We start from the raw sequence: 15293 nt of genomic DNA, 5'->3' as shown, positions 1-15293 counted from the left end.
TCGTGATCATGCTTGCCTTCACCGCGCCCGACGGTACCGAACTCGCCTACCACGTCCTCGGGGACGACGGCCCGCCCGTGGTCTGTCTCCCCGGCGGCCCCATGCAGGCGTCCGCCTATCTCGGCGAGCTCGGCGGTCTGTCCGCGCGCCGTCGGCTCGTTCTGCTGGACTTCAGGGGCACCGGGGACTCCGCGCTCCCGGAGGACCCCGCCACCTTCCGCTGCGACCGGCTGGTGGACGACGTCGAGGCCCTGCGCGTACACCTGGGCCTGGAGACGATGGACCTGCTCGGACACTCCGCGGGCACCAATCCGGCCGTGCTGTACGCGGCCCGCCACCCGCAGCGCGTGGACAGCCTCGCGCTGATCACACCCAGCGCAGGGGCCGTCGGGCTCGCGGTCGCGCCGCAGGTGCGGCGGGAGACCGCGCAGTCGCGGCACGACGAGCCGTGGTTCCCCGTCGCGTTCGCCGCCCTGCAGGACATCACCACCGGCCGCGCCACCGCCGACAGCTGGGAAGCCATCGCGCCTTTCCTGTACGGCCGTTGGGACGACACGGCCCGTGCCCATCACGCCGCCGGAGCCGCGCAGAGGAATGACGAGGCCGCCGCGGTCTTCGGCGGGGAGGGGGCGTTCGACCCGGCCGCCACCCGGGCCGCGCTCGCCGGTCTGGCGGCGCCGGTGCTGCTGCTGGCCGGTGAGGTCGACCTCAACTCCCCGCCGCCCATGGTCGCCGAGTTCGCCGGACTCTTCACCAAGGCCGAGTCCGTGGTGCAGCCGGGAGCCGGTCACTTCCCGTGGCTGGACGATCCCGAGCGCTTCGTGGCTACGGTCGGGGAGTTCCTGGCGTGAGGTGCCCCTGGACGAGCGGCGCGTACCGCTCCACGATCTCCTCCAGCTCCGCCGCGCGGACGTGGGGGCCGCGGGCGAGACCGTAGATCACGCCGAGACCGAGCAGCGCGGCCACCGCGAGTTCGGCGCGCAGGCCCGCGTCGGCGCCCGTGAGGCGCTCGGTGAGGCGCTCGGTGACCTGGGTGCGGAAGTTGGCGCGCAGGATGTCGCCCTGCTCGGCGTGCAGGGGCGCGAACACGATGCGCAGCAGCGGGTCGGCGCCGTGCCGGGACTGGCCGATCAGCACATGCCGCACCATGTGCCGGCCGAGGTCGTCCAGCGGGGCGTCCAGCAGGGCGTCCGCGTCGGTCTCGAAGGACATCACGCGGGCGAAGAGGGCGTCCTTGTTGCCGAAGTACTTGAGGATCAACGGCGCGCTGACACCGGCGCGTTCGGCTACGGCCTTGAGGGTGATGTCGGCGTGGGCGTGCCGGGCCAGCAGATAGCGGGCGGCCTTGAGGATGGCCGCCTTGGTGGCCTCGGCGTCCCGGCGGGCGGGCGCGGTCGTGGTGGGGGGAGTGCTCACGGCACTCATGCTCCCTCCAACGCCTCGTCCCGCGCATCCAGGGTGCCGCTCCCGGCCCTGCGGGAACCGCGCCGCCCGTCGTCGCCGGGGATGGTCAGCGCGGTGGCGCTCGCCACCAGGGCGACGATCCCGGCCACGGTGAAGGCGAGCAGGTAGCCGTGCAGGGTGGGCACCGGGACGCCGCCGACCGGGCTGGTGTGGTGGACCAGGACGGCGGCCACGGCGGCGCTGGAGGTGGCCTGGCCGATCGTGCGCATCAGGACGTTGACGCCGTTGGCGGACGCGGTCTGCTCGGCCGGTACGGCGCGCAGGATCAGGGTGGGCAGCGCAGAGTAGGCGAGGGTGGTGCCGGTCGCCACGATCGTCGCACCCAGGATGATCATCCACAGGTCGCGGCTGTCGGCGATGCGCACCGCATAGCCGCAGGCGATGACCGCGGCCCCGAGGGCGAGCGTGACCCGCGGGCCGCGCGCGGCGGAGATCCGCGCCGACAGCGGTGAGAAGACCAGCATCGTCACCCCGCCGGGCAGCAGGCACAGTCCGGTCTCCACGATCGACAGCCCGAGGCCGTACCCGGTGGCCTTCGGTGCCTGCACCAGCTGCGCGGTCACGAGGGAGTTGGCGTAGAAGGCGAATCCGGTGAGCAGGGCCGCGACATGGGACAGGCCCACCCGGGGCCGCGAGACCAGGCGCAGGTCGACCAGCGGCCGCTCGGTGTGCAGCTGCTGCCACCACCACACGGCGAGGACGACCACGGCGGCGACGAACAGGCCGACGACCCGGGCACCGGTCCAGCCCCACTGCCCGCCCTGGGACACCGCGAGCAGCAGGCAGACCAGTCCGGCGGCCAGCCCCAGGGTGCCGGCCACGTCGAACCGGCCGGGCTCGCGCACCGGCGACTCCTTCACCGCCCACCACACCGCGGACACGCCCACCGCGCCGAGGACGCTGGTCAGCCAGAACATGGTGTGCCAGTCGTAGTACTGCACGACCAGCGCGGCGAGCGGCAGGCCGAGCGCGGCGCCGATCCCGACGGTGGAACTCATCAGGGCGACCGCGGAGCCCCGGCGCTCGGGAGGCAGCTCGTCGCGCAGGATGCTGATCGACAGCGGCACCACGGAGGCGGCGGCGCCCTGGAGGGCGCGCGCCGTGATGAGGACCGCGATGTCGGAGGACAGGGCGCACATCACCGAGCCGACGGTCATCAGCAGCAGCGCCGCGGTCAGCACCCTGCGCTTGCCGTACATGTCGCCGGCCCGGCCCAGCACGGGGGTGAGGACCGCACCGGCCAGCAGGGTCGCGGTGACCGTCCAGGACACCGCGCCGGCCGAGGAGTGGGTCAGGCGGGGCAGGTCGGGCAGCAGCGGGACGACGACCGTCTGCATGACGGCCATGAGGATGCCGCCGAACGCCAGCACCGGGATCGTCAGCCGACCGCGCAGCCCGGGCCGCACTGAGGGCTGGGCTATCGGTGCGGGCTGCTCCATCGCTACTCCAGCGGGTGGCACGGAAAAGAAACGGGTGAATGGCTATTCACCATAACTGGTGAATAGCCATTCACCCAAGGCGTGCAGGCCGTCGGCTCACCCAGGAGGCGGGGCAGGCCGTCGGCTCACCCAGGAGGCGGGCCGCCCGTCAGCCCTGCTTCCGCGAGGCGAGCTCCCGCGCGTGCACGGTCCGCGCGACCTTCGGCCCGAGCCAGCGCTTGAAGCGACGCAGCGCTTCGAGCCGCCCGGCCGCCCGGTCGATCCGGTAGTAGAGCTGCGGTGGGACGTACGGCAGCAGGGGCGAGTGCCGCTGACCGAGCAGGGCGAACATCTGCTCCGGGGGCAGGTGGATGTAGCGGGGCAGGTTCTCGTACCACCGGGCGCTGTACCGGGCCGCGCTCTGGATGGACAGCAGCTCGGCCTTGCGTTGCCGCTCGTAGCCGGCCAGGGCCTGCGGCAGGGTGGGCTGTTCACGCAGGGCGTCGGCCAGCGCGATGGCGTCCTCCAGGGCGAGGGTGGTGCCGGCGCCGATCGAGTAGTGCGTGGTGTGGGCGGCGTCACCGATGAGGACGAGGTTGTCGCGGGACCAGGTGCGGTTGGTGAGGGTGCGGAAGTTCAGCCACTGAGCGCTGCCGTCGGCCGAGGAGCGCCCGATGAGGGGGTGACCGTCCAGCACGTCGGCGAAGAGCTTCTCCAGCAGCGCCAGCCCGTCCGCCTCGTTCGCGCTGTCGAGCCCGAGGCCGGTCAGGGTCCCGGGGGCGCACTCGACGACGCAGGTGCTGCGTTCGGGGCCGAATGGGTAGCCGTAGCACCAGATCCAGCCGTGGTCGGTCTCCACGAAGGCGAAGGTGAAGGCGTCGAAGACCTTGGTGGTGCCGAGCCAGATGTAGGCGTTGCGGCCCGCGCTGACCTCGCTGCCGAAGTGGTCGGCGTGACGGGTGCGCAGGGCGCTGTTCACGCCGTCGCCCGCGACGACCAGGTCGGCGGCGGGCAGGTTGCCGTCGGTGATCTCGTGCTCGAACTCCAGCCGCACACCGAGGGAGCGGGCGCGCGCGGCGAGGATCTCCAGCAGCCGGTGGCGGCCGATGCCGAAGCCCTCGTCACCGCCGTGCCGGGTGGTGAGGTCCCCTACGTGGGCGACGCCGGCGTTCCAGCGGACGGAGGCCCGCTCCAGTGCGCGCGCCGACTCGGGGTCGTGCTCGTGGAGCTTGTCGAGCAGGCCCCGCCAGTACGTCACGCCCCAGCCGTAGGTCGACCCTTCCGGATCGCGTTCGTGGACGGCGATGTCGTGGGACGGGTCCTGCCGTTTCAGCAGGATCGACAGATACAGGCCGGCGGGCCCGCCGCCGATGCAGGCGACCTTCACGCACACCCCTAGGAATTACCCAAAGCGGTCATTTGGCAACGCAGGGTAGCAGGGGGCCCTAGCGGCGCCCGGCGTTCGAGATCACGTCAGTTTCCCGAGGTGAGGCGGGCCACTGGCGACACCCTCGGCCAGGAAAGATCATCCGGAACACGAGTTCCCGGAGAAGGAATTCCCCCTTCCGGGGTGACCGGGCCCTTCACACAGCAAGATCAACTTCGTTCAAGCTTGCACGACATTTGGGCAATTGTCCTGATCGCAGCCAACCGGTCTCGGGGGATTTCTCCCGCTCTCGTCAGGGCCGATAGGCATGCCGGGTCGTCAATCGAACGAATCCCCGGGAGATCCCGTATGCCAGAACTCAGCCGCCGCCGCGCCCTCGGCACCGCCGCCGCCCTCACCGCGGCCGCCGCGGCCCACACGCTCAGCGCGCCCGCCGCCTCGGCCGCGCCCGCCGACCACCACCACGACTCCCCCGAACCCTTCGACGAGGTCTACAAGGGCCGCCGGATACAGGGCCGCCCTGCCTCCATGCCGGAGCACCACCACCACGGCGGCGGCTTCGAAGTGCTCGTCGACGACGTCCCGTTGCACGTGATGCGCAACGCGGACGGCACCTGGATCAGCGTGGTCAGCCACTACGACCCGGTCCCCACACCCCGTGCCGCCGCACGCGCCGCGGTCGACGAACTGCAGGGCGCGGTGCTGCTGCCCTTCCCCGCCAACTGACCTTTCCCGTACGACACTTCGGAGCCATCACCACCATGACCGTCCGCAAGAACCAGGCCGGCCTGACCGCCGACGAGAAGCGCCGCTTCGTCGCCGCCGTCCTGGAGCTGAAGCGCACCGGCCGCTACGACGCCTTCGTCACGACGCACAACGCCTTCATCCTCGGCGACACCGACAACGGCGAGCGCACCGGCCATCGTTCGCCGTCGTTCCTGCCCTGGCACCGCAGATTCCTGCTGGAGTTCGAAGGAGCGCTGCAGGCGGTGGACGCCTCGGTCGCGCTGCCCTACTGGGACTGGAGCACCGACCGCTCCGCCCGCTCCTCGCTGTGGGCGCCGGACTTCCTCGGCGGGACGGGGCGCAGCCGGGACGGGCAGGTGATGGACGGCCCGTTCGCCGCGTCGGCCGGCAACTGGCCGATCAACGTGCGCGTCGACGGCCGTACCTTCCTGCGCCGCCAACTGGGGGCAAGCGTACGGGAGTTGCCGACGCGCGCCGAGGTGGACTCGGTGCTGTCGATGGCGACCTACGACATGCCGCCCTGGAACAGCGCCTCGGACGGCTTCCGCAACCACCTGGAGGGCTGGCGGGGCGTGAACCTGCACAACCGGGTCCATGTGTGGGTCGGGGGCCAGATGGCGACCGGCGTCTCCCCCAACGATCCGGTGTTCTGGCTGCACCACGCCTACATCGACAAGCTGTGGGCCGAGTGGCAGCGGCGCAACCCCCGTTCCGGCTATCTGCCGACCGGCGGGACACCGGACGTGGTCGACCTGGGCGAGGCGATGAAGCCGTGGAACGACACCCGGCCCGCCGACCTGCTGGACCACACCGCCCACTACACCTTCGACACCGACTGACGGCCGCGGTCGGGTGGTTGGACCCGCAGGTCACGGGTACCCGCGACGGACACAACCGACAGCAGAGCGAAGGAGGGGTTCACCCGTGTCGCAGGTCGAGGAATCCATCGAGGTCGGCGTCCCGGTGCGCACCGCTTACAACCAGTGGACGCAGTTCGAGTCGTTCCCCGAGTTCATGGACGGCGTGGACCGCATCGAACAGCGCACCGACACGCTCACCCACTGGGTGACGAGTGTGAACGGCGTTCACAAGGAGTTCGACGCCGAGATCACGGAACAGATCCCCGACGAGCGCGTCGCCTGGACGACCGTCGACGGTGAGGCCAAGCAGGCCGGGGTGGTGACCTTCCACCGCCTCGACGAGGACCACACCAAGGTGATGCTGCAGATGGACTTCCACCCGGACGGCATCACCGAGAAGGTCGGCGACAGGCTGGGCTTCGTGAAGCGGCAGGCCAAGGGCGACCTGGAGCGCTTCAAGAGGTTCATCGAGAACCGCGGTCAGGAGACCGGCGAGTGGCGCGGCGCGGTCATCTGACCGCCGGCCGTCACCCGGCCTCGGCCGTACGGCACTCCGGGTGCCCCCAGCCCTGCGCGTTCTTGGCGATGGGCTCCCCCGCGGCGTAGGAGCGGCCGCACAGGCAGCGGCCGGGGAACTTCGCCTTGATCGTGCGGGAGGACGAGGCGCCACCCTTGCGCGCCGCGCCGGGCTTCCGGCGCGGCGCGCCCGTCTTCGCCTTCGGCGTGTCCGGGGAGGGAGGCGGTTCCGGCGAGCCGAGAACGCTGCCCGCCGCCTCCTGCACGGTGGCCGCCTGGCTGGCCGCCCGGTCGGCGAAGTCGTTGAGCGGATCGCCGTCCACCTGGTGGGCGGGCACATAGCGGAAGTCCACCGAGCGGCCGTCGAGCAGCTCGTCGATGCGCACCACCAGCTCCTGGTTGGCGACCGGCTTGCCGGCGGCCGTCTTCCAGCCGTTGCGCTTCCAGCCGGGCAGCCAGGTGGTGACGGCCTTCATCGCGTACTGCGAGTCCATCCGCACCTCGAGCGGCACGGCCGGGTCGGTCGAGGCCAGCAGTCGTTCCAGGGCGGTCAGTTCGGCGATGTTGTTGGTGGCTCTGCCGAGCGGCCCGGCCTCCCAGCGGGCCGGGGTCTCCGACTCGTCGGCGACAACCCAGGCCCAGCCCGCCGGCCCGGGGTTTCCCTTCGAAGCCCCGTCGCACGCGGCCACAACACGTTCACGCATGTGCCCGATCATGCCATGGCCCGGCGGGCCACTCGCCCACGGTTCAGGAGACGTCCGTGACCTGCGGCATCTCCCCGACCGTCGTCGTGATGTCGATCACCGAGAAGTTGGCCCCCTGCGGGTCGCTCAGCGCCGCGAACCGCCCGAACGGGCTGTCCATCGGCCCGAACCGCAGCACGCCACCCAGCTTGGTCGCCCGGGCGACCGCGTCGTCGCAGTCGGCGACGCTGAAGTAGACGTTGATGTACGGCGGCACCTCCGGCGGGAAGTCCTCCGTCATCTTCATACGGCCGAGGACCGTCTTCCCGTCGATGTCGAACATGCGGAAGTCGATCGCGTCGTCCTGCATCTGCTTCGCCGTGTAGGAGAAGACCGAGGTGAAGAAGGTGTCGGACCGTTCGGGCTCGCGGGTGAAGACCTCGGCCCAGCAGTACGCGCCGGGCTGCTGCGGCGAGGCCTCGAACCCCTCGTGGACCCCGGCCTGCCACAAGCCGAAGACCACCCCGCTGGGATCGCGGGCCAGGCACATCGTCCCGAACTCGCCGACCTTCATCGGCTCCATCAGCACCTCGCCGCCGTTGTCACGGATCCTCCCGGCGGTCGCGGCGGCGTCCTGCGACGCGAAGTACAGGCACCACTGCGAGTAGCCTTCCTGGCCCGGCATCGGCGGTACGACGGCGGCGACGGCCTTGCCGTCCGCGTAGGCCTGGGTGTAGTTGCCGTACTCCGACGACGCCTCGCCGAAGGTCCAGCCCAGGACGTCGCCGTAGAAGCTCTTGGCTCCTTCGACGTCACCGAACATCGCATCGGCCCAACAGGGGGTTCCCTCAGGTTGCACGGCCATGGCTGCGGCCCTCTCCTGTGTCGGCGGTTGGTCCGTTTCCTCACGCTAGTCACCCGTCCGCCGAAGCGCGCGCCGAACGCCCGGACACGTCCCACACTGGTCGGGACAAGGGTTTCGGCGCTCGGGACGGGGTGCGCGATGGCTGACGCAACGATGCGCGCGTGGTCGGTGGTGGTGCCCGGCCCGGTGGAGGAGGAGGGAGGGCTCCGCCTGGTGGAGAAGCCGGTTCCGGCGCCCGGGGACGACGAGCTGCTCGTGCACGTGCGCGCGTGCGGGGTGTGCCGCACCGATCTGCACGTGGCCGAGGGCGATCTTCCGGTGCGCCGGCCCGGTGTGACGCCCGGACACGAGGTGGTGGGCGTCGTGGCGGGGCGCGGTGCGGGCGTCGAGGGCTTCGAGGTCGGTGACCGGGTGGGCGTGGCCTGGCTGCGGCGCACGGACGGCACCTGTGCGTACTGCACGCGCGGGGACGAGAACCTCTGCCCGGCCTCCCGCTACACCGGCTGGGACGCCGACGGCGGTTACGCGGAGTACACGACCGTGCCCGCGGCCTTCGCGCACCGGTTGCCGGCCGCCCTCGGCGACGTGGCCCCCGCTCCCCTGCTGTGCGCCGGGATCATCGGCTACCGCGCCCTGCGTCGGGCCGCGCTGCCGCCGGGCGGACGGCTCGGGCTGTACGGGTTCGGAGGCAGCGCCCATCTGTGCGCGCAGGTGGCGCTGGCCGAGGGCGCCACCGTGCACGTGCTGACGCGCGGGGCGGCGGCACGGCGGCTGGCGCTCGACCTGGGCGCCGCCTCGGCGCACGACGCCTACGACATGCCGCCCGAGCCGCTGGACAGCGCGATCCTCTTCGCCCCGGTCGGCGACCTGGTCCCGGTCGCGCTGCGCGCCCTGGACCGCGGCGGCACCCTGGCAGTCGCCGGCATCCACCTCAGCGACATCCCGTCCCTGCGCTACGAGACCGAGCTGTTCTACGAGAAGCAGGTGCGCAGCGTCACCTCCAACACCCGTGCCGACGCCCGTGAGTTCCTCGCGCTCGCCGCCCGGCACGGCGTACGCGCCACCACGCACACCTACGCCCTGTCCCGCGCCCACGAGGCGCTGCGGGACCTGAAGGCGGGGCGCTTCGACGGGGCGGCGGTCCTGGTCAACGACCTTTCCTGAGCGCGCCGGCCGGGGGCGCGGACACGGCCCGTGCGCCCGGCGTGGGATCACACCCGCCCCGCGAGTCCACCGAACCGCACCGCCTCGAACACCCCCAGGCCGAACTCCTCGCCGACCGTCTCGGCCCCCTCACCTCCGACGACCGTGCCTTCGACGCGGGCTGTGGACGCGGTGGCGGCAGCGTCGTGGCACATCTGTGCCACGACGCTGCCGTACGGACGGCGTGACGATCTCCGCCAAGCAGGCCGAGTTCGCCGCGGCACGGGCCCGCGAGCGGGGCATCGACGGCAAGGTGCGCCACCACCACCGCAACATGCCCGACACCGGGTTCGAGACCCGCGCGTGCGCGGCCCGCGCTCGGAGTACTTCCGGGCGGTGGCCCGCCACCGGCTGGTCCCGGTCCATGTGCGGGACCCCACCGCCGAGACCGTCCTGTACTGGGAGCTGCGCCGGCAGGCCGACCACCTGGTCACGGGGATCGAGGACACCTTCCTGACCGCCTGCCGCAACGGCAGTCTCCGGTATCTGCTGATCGCTGCCGACCGCGTGCAGACCGGGACCGGGCGCCCGCGAACTCCGTTGCCTCTCTTCCCCCTTGGGCCCTCCTGTGCTTGCCTGGGGAGCCGTTTTTCGGTTGCCGGGGCGGGAGTTGCCGCATGCGCGGACCGTGGATCGTGGGGATGCTGCTGGCCGGTGCGCTGCTGCTGGGCGCGTGCGGCGACCCGTCGTCCGGGCCGGAGGCCGCGCCGCCCTCCCCCGCCGTACCGGGGGCGTCCGCCGCGACCACGCACCAGCGGGCGCCGGCCTCGCCCGGCGTCCCGGCCGTCGGGCCCCGGGTGCTGTACCTGGGCGACTCGCTGGCCATGGAGGCCCAGAACGTGCTCGGGCAGCAGCTCCGCCACGACCTGAACGCGACGTACACCAGCGCCCCGTACTCGGGCACCACACTGTGCGACTACCTGGAGGGCACGGGGGCGCGCTCGCTCGTACCGGACGCGGACAAGGCCGCCGCGCTCGTGCGCGCGCGCCATCCGGACTACGTGGTGCTGCAGTTCTGGGGCAACGCGTGGGGCTACACCTGGTGCATGGACGGCATCACCTACAACGCCTCCCCGCAGCGGTACTTCGGCCGCTACCGCGCCGACCTGCGCCGGCTGACCGAGCAGATCGCGGCGGCGGGCGGGGAGAAGCGGCCGAAGATCGTGTGGGTGCTGCAGGGCCCGGACCCGATCACCCCCGACCGCGTGCGGCGCGTGAACGGGATGTACGAGCGGCAGGCGGCGGAGTCGGGCGACCTCGTCGCCGACGCGGGCCGCACGGTCGCTCCGGCCGGCGCCCGCTACACCTGGACCCAGTACCTGCCGTGCACGGCGTACGAACGCAAGCACCCCGACTACTGCACCCAGCCGGGCCGCGACCGCACCGCACTCCACCTCGACTCGGACTTCCTGCACTTCTGCCTCGCGCCCACGACGCCCACCCCGAAGCCGTGCCCGGTCCGCTCCCCCGGCATCCTGCGCATCTCCCGGCAGATCACCGACGTGATCCACGGGGCCGTCGGCCGGTGATCTTCCGCGCCCACGGCCCCGCCACGCCGTCACTCCGCGGCCGGCCGGCGGCCGATGGTGGAGTACGTGAAGTGGCTGCGCACCACCAGGCGGGGGTCGGCGGCCAGCCGGGCCACCTCGTCGAGCTGCTGCGGGGTCATGCCGGCCGCCAGGAAGTCCTCCCTCGCCTGCGCGACGTTGGCGGCGATCAGCAGCGCGCCCGCCGTGCCGCCCGGCCAGGAGCGGGCGTGCATGACGGTGTCCACGTCGGTCAGCCCCTCCTCGAGCATCAGCGCGGGCACCCGGCCCGCCCAGCTCGGGTCGTTGCCGTGCGCGGGCAGGACATGCTCGACCAGCAGGGTGTGGTAGGTGTCGATCAGCTCGGCCGCCTCGGGGCTCGGGGCGGCCAGGACCATCTTGCGGAACGTCGCCTCGAAGTCCTCCACGACCAGCGCTCCCCCGGGCGCGAGCGCGTGGGCGAGGCGCGCGAGGATCGCCCGCCGCCCGGGCAGGTGGAGCAGTACCAGCCGGGCGTGGATGACGTCCCACGGGCCCTCCGGCACCGGTTCGCCCTCCAGGTCGTGGCGCAGCACCTCGTACGGTGGATCCACCGGCAGATGACGGGTGTTGAGGTCCGTCGCGAGCACGCGGCCGGTGGGCCCCGTCGCGTGGGCGAGCCAGGCCGCGACGCTGCCGCCCCCGGCGCCGACCTCCAGGCACCGCCTGCCGGTCAGATCCCCGAGCCCGGACAGCCGTTGGACGGTGAACTCGTCCAGCAGAGTGGCGAGATGGACGTGCCGCCCCACGGCTTCCGGGTCGTCGTTGTCGAAGGCGTACGTCGGCGAGTTCGCGGACACGGGCAGCTCCTGCGGGCGAGGGGCGGTCAACTGGTCTGCATCGCCGCGAAGTCGACGACGTCGTCCGGTGTCCTACCCACTCGGCGGACGACGCCGTCCTCGCCGCGTGCCGCCTACTCGCCCTCGTACGCCCTGCGCAGGGCGGCGATGTCGAACTTGCCCATCGCCATGAACGCCTTGGTCGTGCGGGAGGCCTTCTCCTGGTCCGGGTCGCTGATCATGTCGATGAGGGTGTCGGGGACGACCTGCCAGGACAGGCCGTACTTGTCCTTCAGCCAGCCGCAGGGGCCGGGCTCGCCGCCGCCTTCGGTGAGCTTGGTCCAGTAGTAGTCGATCTCCTCCTGGTCCTTGCAGAAGATCTGGAAGGAGACGGACTCGTTGAACTTGAACATCGGTCCGCCGTTGAGCGCGACGAACTTCTGGCCGTTGGCCGTGAACTCCACCGCCAGCACGGAGCCGACCGGTCCCGCTCCCCCTTCGACGTTGCGGCCGACGCGGCCGATGCTGGAGTTCTTGAAGATCGACACGTAGTGGTGGGCGGCCTCCTCGGCCTGGCCGTCGAACCAGAGACACGTGGTGAATCCGTCGGTGGTCATGGGCACCTCCTGGGTGTGGAACGCGGTCACCTCTACCGACCGATCCTCGGCGCAGAACTCATCGGTGGGGCGGCCGATTAATCCATATGGACCCGTCTCCGTCGCGATCTAGGCTCCCGCCATGACGTCATCCCCCGTGGACCCCACGGACCCGGTCCGGCCCTTCCGGCTCGACATCCCGCAGAGCGAGCTCGACGACCTGTACGACCGCCTCGACCGCACCCGCTGGCCCGACGAGCTGCCCGGCACCGGCTGGGCCTACGGCGTCCCGGCCGACTATCTGCGCGAACTCCATCACCACTGGCGGAACGTCTACGACTGGCGGGCGGCGGAGGCCCGGCTGAACGAGTGGCCGCAGTTCACCACCACCATCGACGGCTCGAACGTCCACTTCGCCCATGTCCGCTCCCCCGAGCCCGACGCCACACCGCTGATCATGACGCACGGCTGGCCGGGTTCGATCGTGGAGTTCCTGGACGTCGTCGGGCCGCTGACCGACCCCGCCGCGCACGGCGGCGACCCGGCCGACGCCTTCCACGTGGTCGTACCGAGCATCCCGGGGTTCGGTCTGTCCGGGCCCCCTGCGGACACCGGCTGGGAGGCCGCGCGGGTCGCCGACGCGTGGGCCGAGCTGATGCGCCGGCTCGGCTACGAGCGGTTCGGCGCCCAGGGCGGCGACTGGGGCGCCGCCATCTCCCGCGAGCTGGGCCGGGCCCACCCCGACCGGGTGATCGGCGTCCATCTCAACCTCCTGCCGGGCGGGCAGCAGGCCACCGAGCCCACCCAGGAGGAGCTGGACGAGCTGGACACCGAGGAGCAGGAGCGGGCGCTGCTGTCATGGCGCCGGTGGAGCGAGTGGTCGCGCGAGGGCACCGGGTACGCGGTTCTGCAGGCGACCCGGCCGCAGACCGTGGCGTACGCCCTGACCGATTCGCCCGTGGGTCAACTGGCCTGGATCGTGGAGAAGTTCCAGGAGTGGACGGACTCGCAGCGGCTGCCCGAGGAGGCCGTGGACCGGGACCGGCTGCTGACCAACGTGATGCTGTACTGGCTGACCGGCACCGCGGGTTCCGCCGGCCGCATCTACTACGAGCGCGCCCACGCCCCGGTGGGCGGCGCCCGTCCCACGGAGCCCTCCACCGCGCCCACCGCGCTGGCGCTCTTCCCCGCGGAGCCGCAGCTTCCGTTGCGTCACAAGGCGGAGCGCACCGAGAACCTGGTGCGCTGGACGGAGTTCGACCGGGGCGGCCACTTCGCCGCGATGGAGGAGCCGGACCTGCTGGTGGGGGACGTGCGGGCGTTCTTCCGGCAGCTGCGCGAGAAGGGCTGAGAGCCGGACTCTGCCGGTGGCGAATCTGCCGCGGGCAGAGAAACCGCATCGGTGCCCGCCCGCGGGCCGAGAGTGAGGTCGACGGCATCACCGCACCGTAGGGAGACCCGATGACTTCACTCGCAGCGCTCACGCCCAGGGCCGAGGAGGGCGACACCGCGCCCTCCCGGTTCGACGACCATCTCGCCGCCCAACTGCTCGGCCAGCGGATCGTGTTCCTTGGCACCCAGGTCGACGAGGTCTCCGCCAACCGGGTCTGCGCCCAGCTGCTCCTGCTGTCCGCCGAGGACCCGCGCACCGACATCAGCCTGTGCATCAACAGCCCGGGCGGCTCGGTGTACGCGGGCCTGGCCATCTACGACACGATGCGGCTGATCCCGAACGACGTCTCGACGCTCGCCATGGGCTTCGCGGCCAGCATGGGCCAGTTCCTGCTGTGCGGCGGCGCCCCGGGCAAGCGCTACGCCCTGCCGAACGCCCGGATCATGATGCACCAGGGCTCCGCGGGCATCGGCGGCACCACCGCCGACATCGAGATCCAGGCGGAGAACCTGGAGCACAGCAAGCGCACCATGGAGCGGCTCATCGCGCAGAACACGGGCCAGAGCCCGGAGACCATCGCCCGGGACGGTGACCGCGACCGCTGGTTCACGGCCGAGGAGGCCAGGGAGTACGGCATGGTGGACCAGGTCGTGGAGTCGCTCGCCGACGTCCGCCCGGCCGCCTCGAAGCGACGGATGGGGCTGTGACATGGGCAACTACACGATTCCGTACGTCGTCGAGCGCACCGCGCACGGCGAGCGGTCCTCCGACGTGTTCAGCCGGCTGCTGTCCGAGCGGATCATCTTCCTCGGCACGGAGATCGACGACGGGGTGGCCAACGTCGTCATCGCGCAACTCCTCCATCTGGAATCGGCGGCCCCGGAGAGCGAGATCGCGATCTACCTCAACTCCCCAGGCGGTTCGTTCACCTCGCTGATGGCGATCTACGACACGATGACCTTCGTGCAGGCGCCGATCTCGACGTTCTGCGTCGGGCAGGCGGCATCCACCGCGGCCGTGCTGCTGGCCGGAGGGGATCCCGGGCGGCGGTTCGTGCTGGAACACGCGCGCGTGCTGCTCGGCCAGCCCGCCAGCGGAGGCAGCCGGGGCGCGATCTCCGACCTGACGCTCCAGGCCAAGGAGATGGTCCGCATCCGCTCCCAGGTCGAGGAGGTGCTCGCCCGCCACACCCACCACGACGTCGCCACCCTGCGCGCGGACATGGACCGCGACAAGGTGTTCACCGCCGAGGAGGCGGTGGCCTACGGGCTGGCCGACGAGGTGCTGAGCCGGCGGCTCGTCGCGGTCTGAGGCGCCGGCCCGTCCCGCGTCGTCAGGCGGCCAGGCACAGTCCGTCGTGGCGCGGGCCGGACGTGCCCCGGCCTCGGGCGGCGTGCCGGCTGGTGAGGCGGGTCAGCTCGCCGTGCGCCAGCGACAGCAGATCGCCGAGCCCCAGTCCCAGGGCGTGGGCGGCGGCCGCGAGGACCTCGGACGAGGCCTCCTTGCGGCCGCGCTCCACCTCGGAGAGGTACGGCATGGAGATCCGGGCCGCGTCGGCCACGTCCTTCAGGGTGCGCTCCTGGGCGAGGCGCTCACGGCGCAGCACGTCACCGACGAGGTCACGCCACAGGGGTTCCCTCGGCGCGGGGGCGGCCGGGGCCGCGGGGACCGGTGGTGCCTGGCGTGGCGGCGGGGCGGCCTGAGCACCGGCCTGCGGGCGGCGCAGAGGAATGACGCGGGCTTCGTTCGGCGCTTGGCTGCTCACCCCCTCAGACTAAATTCCCTCGCCGTGTTGGGAAGGGATCGGCATTCTGCCC

The 15293-nt window shown here is 71.9% G+C and carries 17 protein-coding genes and 1 pseudogene; 10 read left to right on the top strand and 8 right to left on the bottom strand.

Going from position 1 to position 15293, the window contains the following annotated elements; genetic code table 11:
* The first annotated feature begins 8 nt into the window (after positions 1-8).
* Positions 9-851: an alpha/beta fold hydrolase gene (locus ACQF4J_RS42150; RefSeq protein ID WP_351579734.1), complete on the top strand. Its 843-nt coding sequence runs from the start codon at positions 9-11 to the stop codon at positions 849-851.
* Here ACQF4J_RS42150 and ACQF4J_RS42145 read toward each other — a convergent pair.
* The 3 genes from ACQF4J_RS42145 to ACQF4J_RS42135 all read right to left on the bottom strand — a co-directional run bounded on the left by ACQF4J_RS42145 (position 826) and on the right by ACQF4J_RS42135 (position 4275).
* Positions 826-1425: a TetR family transcriptional regulator gene (locus tag ACQF4J_RS42145; protein ID WP_351579737.1), complete on the bottom strand. Its 600-nt coding sequence runs from the start codon at positions 1423-1425 to the stop codon at positions 826-828. The two genes, ACQF4J_RS42150 and ACQF4J_RS42145, sit on opposite strands and share 26 nt — an antisense overlap.
* Positions 1422-2903 carry an MFS transporter gene (locus ACQF4J_RS42140; protein WP_351579740.1) on the bottom strand — a complete coding sequence of 494 codons (1482 nt, stop codon included), beginning with the start codon at positions 2901-2903 and terminating at the stop codon, positions 1422-1424. The genes ACQF4J_RS42145 and ACQF4J_RS42140 overlap by 4 nt, the downstream gene beginning before the upstream one ends.
* 148 nt (positions 2904-3051) lie before the next feature.
* Positions 3052-4275: an FAD-dependent monooxygenase gene (locus ACQF4J_RS42135; protein WP_351579743.1), complete on the bottom strand. Its 1224-nt coding sequence runs from the start codon at positions 4273-4275 to the stop codon at positions 3052-3054.
* Between the two features lie 342 nt (positions 4276-4617).
* Here ACQF4J_RS42135 and melC1 point away from each other — a divergent pair, with 342 nt between their 5' ends.
* The 3 genes from melC1 to ACQF4J_RS42120 all read left to right on the top strand — a co-directional run bounded on the left by melC1 (position 4618) and on the right by ACQF4J_RS42120 (position 6393).
* Positions 4618-4995 (top strand): apotyrosinase chaperone MelC1, encoded by a 378-nt coding sequence (gene melC1 / locus ACQF4J_RS42130; protein WP_351579746.1) that lies wholly within the window; start codon positions 4618-4620, stop codon positions 4993-4995.
* A gap of 35 nt (positions 4996-5030) precedes the next feature.
* On the top strand, positions 5031-5855 hold the full coding sequence (gene melC2 / locus ACQF4J_RS42125) for a tyrosinase MelC2 (RefSeq protein WP_351579749.1): 825 nt from the start codon (positions 5031-5033) through the stop codon (positions 5853-5855).
* Between the two features lie 85 nt (positions 5856-5940).
* Positions 5941-6393, top strand: coding sequence for an SRPBCC family protein (locus ACQF4J_RS42120; RefSeq protein WP_351579752.1), 453 nt, complete (start codon positions 5941-5943; stop codon positions 6391-6393).
* Between the two features lie 10 nt (positions 6394-6403).
* Here the strand turns inward: ACQF4J_RS42120 and ACQF4J_RS42115 are convergent, their stop codons facing one another.
* Positions 6404-7108: a ribonuclease H family protein gene (locus tag ACQF4J_RS42115; RefSeq protein ID WP_351805530.1), complete on the bottom strand. Its 705-nt coding sequence runs from the start codon at positions 7106-7108 to the stop codon at positions 6404-6406.
* Positions 7109-7139: 31 nt separating this feature from the next.
* Positions 7140-7940 carry a VOC family protein gene (locus tag ACQF4J_RS42110; RefSeq protein ID WP_351579758.1) on the bottom strand — a complete coding sequence of 267 codons (801 nt, stop codon included), beginning with the start codon at positions 7938-7940 and terminating at the stop codon, positions 7140-7142.
* 153 nt (positions 7941-8093) lie between these two features.
* On the opposite strand from ACQF4J_RS42110, the gene ACQF4J_RS42105 reads away from it, so the two are divergent.
* The 3 genes and pseudogenes from ACQF4J_RS42105 to ACQF4J_RS42095 all read left to right on the top strand — a co-directional run bounded on the left by ACQF4J_RS42105 (position 8094) and on the right by ACQF4J_RS42095 (position 10672).
* Positions 8094-9104, top strand: a complete 1011-nt coding sequence (locus tag ACQF4J_RS42105; RefSeq protein WP_351579763.1) for a zinc-binding alcohol dehydrogenase family protein — start codon at positions 8094-8096, stop codon at positions 9102-9104.
* 59 nt (positions 9105-9163) lie between these two features.
* A pseudogene (locus ACQF4J_RS42100) lies at positions 9164-9653 on the top strand (SAM-dependent methyltransferase); the annotation flags it as partial.
* Positions 9654-9760: 107 nt separating this feature from the next.
* Positions 9761-10672, top strand: coding sequence for an SGNH/GDSL hydrolase family protein (locus tag ACQF4J_RS42095; protein ID WP_427168162.1), 912 nt, complete (start codon positions 9761-9763; stop codon positions 10670-10672).
* 29 nt (positions 10673-10701) lie between these two features.
* Here the strand turns inward: ACQF4J_RS42095 and ACQF4J_RS42090 are convergent, their stop codons facing one another.
* Both ACQF4J_RS42090 and ACQF4J_RS42085 read right to left on the bottom strand, forming a co-directional pair.
* Positions 10702-11508, bottom strand: coding sequence for a methyltransferase domain-containing protein (locus ACQF4J_RS42090; protein WP_351566618.1), 807 nt, complete (start codon positions 11506-11508; stop codon positions 10702-10704).
* Positions 11509-11621: 113 nt separating this feature from the next.
* The gene (locus ACQF4J_RS42085) at positions 11622-12104 is read right to left on the bottom strand and encodes a VOC family protein (RefSeq protein ID WP_351566620.1); all 483 of its coding nucleotides are present in this window, start codon (positions 12102-12104) and stop codon (positions 11622-11624) included.
* 121 nt (positions 12105-12225) lie between these two features.
* Between ACQF4J_RS42085 and ACQF4J_RS42080 the strand changes: the two genes are divergently transcribed.
* The 3 genes from ACQF4J_RS42080 (at position 12226) to ACQF4J_RS42070 (ending at position 14787) form a co-directional block, all read left to right on the top strand.
* Positions 12226-13434, top strand: a complete 1209-nt coding sequence (locus ACQF4J_RS42080) for an epoxide hydrolase family protein (RefSeq protein WP_351566623.1) — start codon at positions 12226-12228, stop codon at positions 13432-13434.
* 110 nt (positions 13435-13544) lie between these two features.
* A complete protein-coding gene (locus ACQF4J_RS42075) occupies positions 13545-14183 on the top strand; it encodes a ClpP family protease (protein ID WP_351566626.1) in 639 nt (212 codons plus the stop codon).
* A gap of 1 nt (position 14184) precedes the next feature.
* A complete protein-coding gene (locus tag ACQF4J_RS42070; RefSeq protein WP_200703390.1) occupies positions 14185-14787 on the top strand; it encodes a ClpP family protease in 603 nt (200 codons plus the stop codon).
* A 22-nt stretch (positions 14788-14809) separates the two neighbouring features.
* On the opposite strand, the gene ACQF4J_RS42065 is transcribed toward ACQF4J_RS42070, so the two are convergent.
* A complete protein-coding gene (locus ACQF4J_RS42065) occupies positions 14810-15241 on the bottom strand; it encodes a helix-turn-helix domain-containing protein (protein ID WP_351566631.1) in 432 nt (143 codons plus the stop codon).
* Positions 15242-15293 lie beyond the last annotated feature (52 nt).

It is taken from the genome of Streptomyces sp. C1-1 (genome assembly GCF_050214755.1).
Classification (GTDB): Bacteria; Actinomycetota; Actinomycetes; order Streptomycetales; family Streptomycetaceae; genus Streptomyces.
This window is presented reverse-complemented; position numbering and strand designations above follow the sequence as displayed.

Excerpts from the sequence above, each read along its gene's own strand:
- ACQF4J_RS42150 (WP_351579734.1), top strand. The coding sequence starts at position 9 with ATGCTTGCCTTCACCGCGCCCGACGGTACCGAACTCGCCTACCACGTC.
- ACQF4J_RS42145 (WP_351579737.1), bottom strand. The coding sequence starts at position 1,425 with ATGAGTGCCGTGAGCACTCCCCCCACCACGACCGCGCCCGCCCGCCGG.
- ACQF4J_RS42140 (WP_351579740.1), bottom strand. The coding sequence starts at position 2,903 with ATGGAGCAGCCCGCACCGATAGCCCAGCCCTCAGTGCGGCCCGGGCTG.
- melC1 (WP_351579746.1), top strand. The coding sequence starts at position 4,618 with ATGCCAGAACTCAGCCGCCGCCGCGCCCTCGGCACCGCCGCCGCCCTC.
- melC2 (WP_351579749.1), top strand. The coding sequence starts at position 5,031 with ATGACCGTCCGCAAGAACCAGGCCGGCCTGACCGCCGACGAGAAGCGC.
- ACQF4J_RS42115 (WP_351805530.1), bottom strand. The coding sequence starts at position 7,108 with ATGATCGGGCACATGCGTGAACGTGTTGTGGCCGCGTGCGACGGGGCT.
- ACQF4J_RS42110 (WP_351579758.1), bottom strand. The coding sequence starts at position 7,940 with ATGGCCGTGCAACCTGAGGGAACCCCCTGTTGGGCCGATGCGATGTTC.
- ACQF4J_RS42105 (WP_351579763.1), top strand. The coding sequence starts at position 8,094 with ATGCGCGCGTGGTCGGTGGTGGTGCCCGGCCCGGTGGAGGAGGAGGGA.
- ACQF4J_RS42095 (WP_427168162.1), top strand. The coding sequence starts at position 9,761 with ATGCGCGGACCGTGGATCGTGGGGATGCTGCTGGCCGGTGCGCTGCTG.
- ACQF4J_RS42085 (WP_351566620.1), bottom strand. The coding sequence starts at position 12,104 with ATGACCACCGACGGATTCACCACGTGTCTCTGGTTCGACGGCCAGGCC.
- ACQF4J_RS42080 (WP_351566623.1), top strand. The coding sequence starts at position 12,226 with ATGACGTCATCCCCCGTGGACCCCACGGACCCGGTCCGGCCCTTCCGG.
- ACQF4J_RS42075 (WP_351566626.1), top strand. The coding sequence starts at position 13,545 with ATGACTTCACTCGCAGCGCTCACGCCCAGGGCCGAGGAGGGCGACACC.
- ACQF4J_RS42070 (WP_200703390.1), top strand. The coding sequence starts at position 14,185 with ATGGGCAACTACACGATTCCGTACGTCGTCGAGCGCACCGCGCACGGC.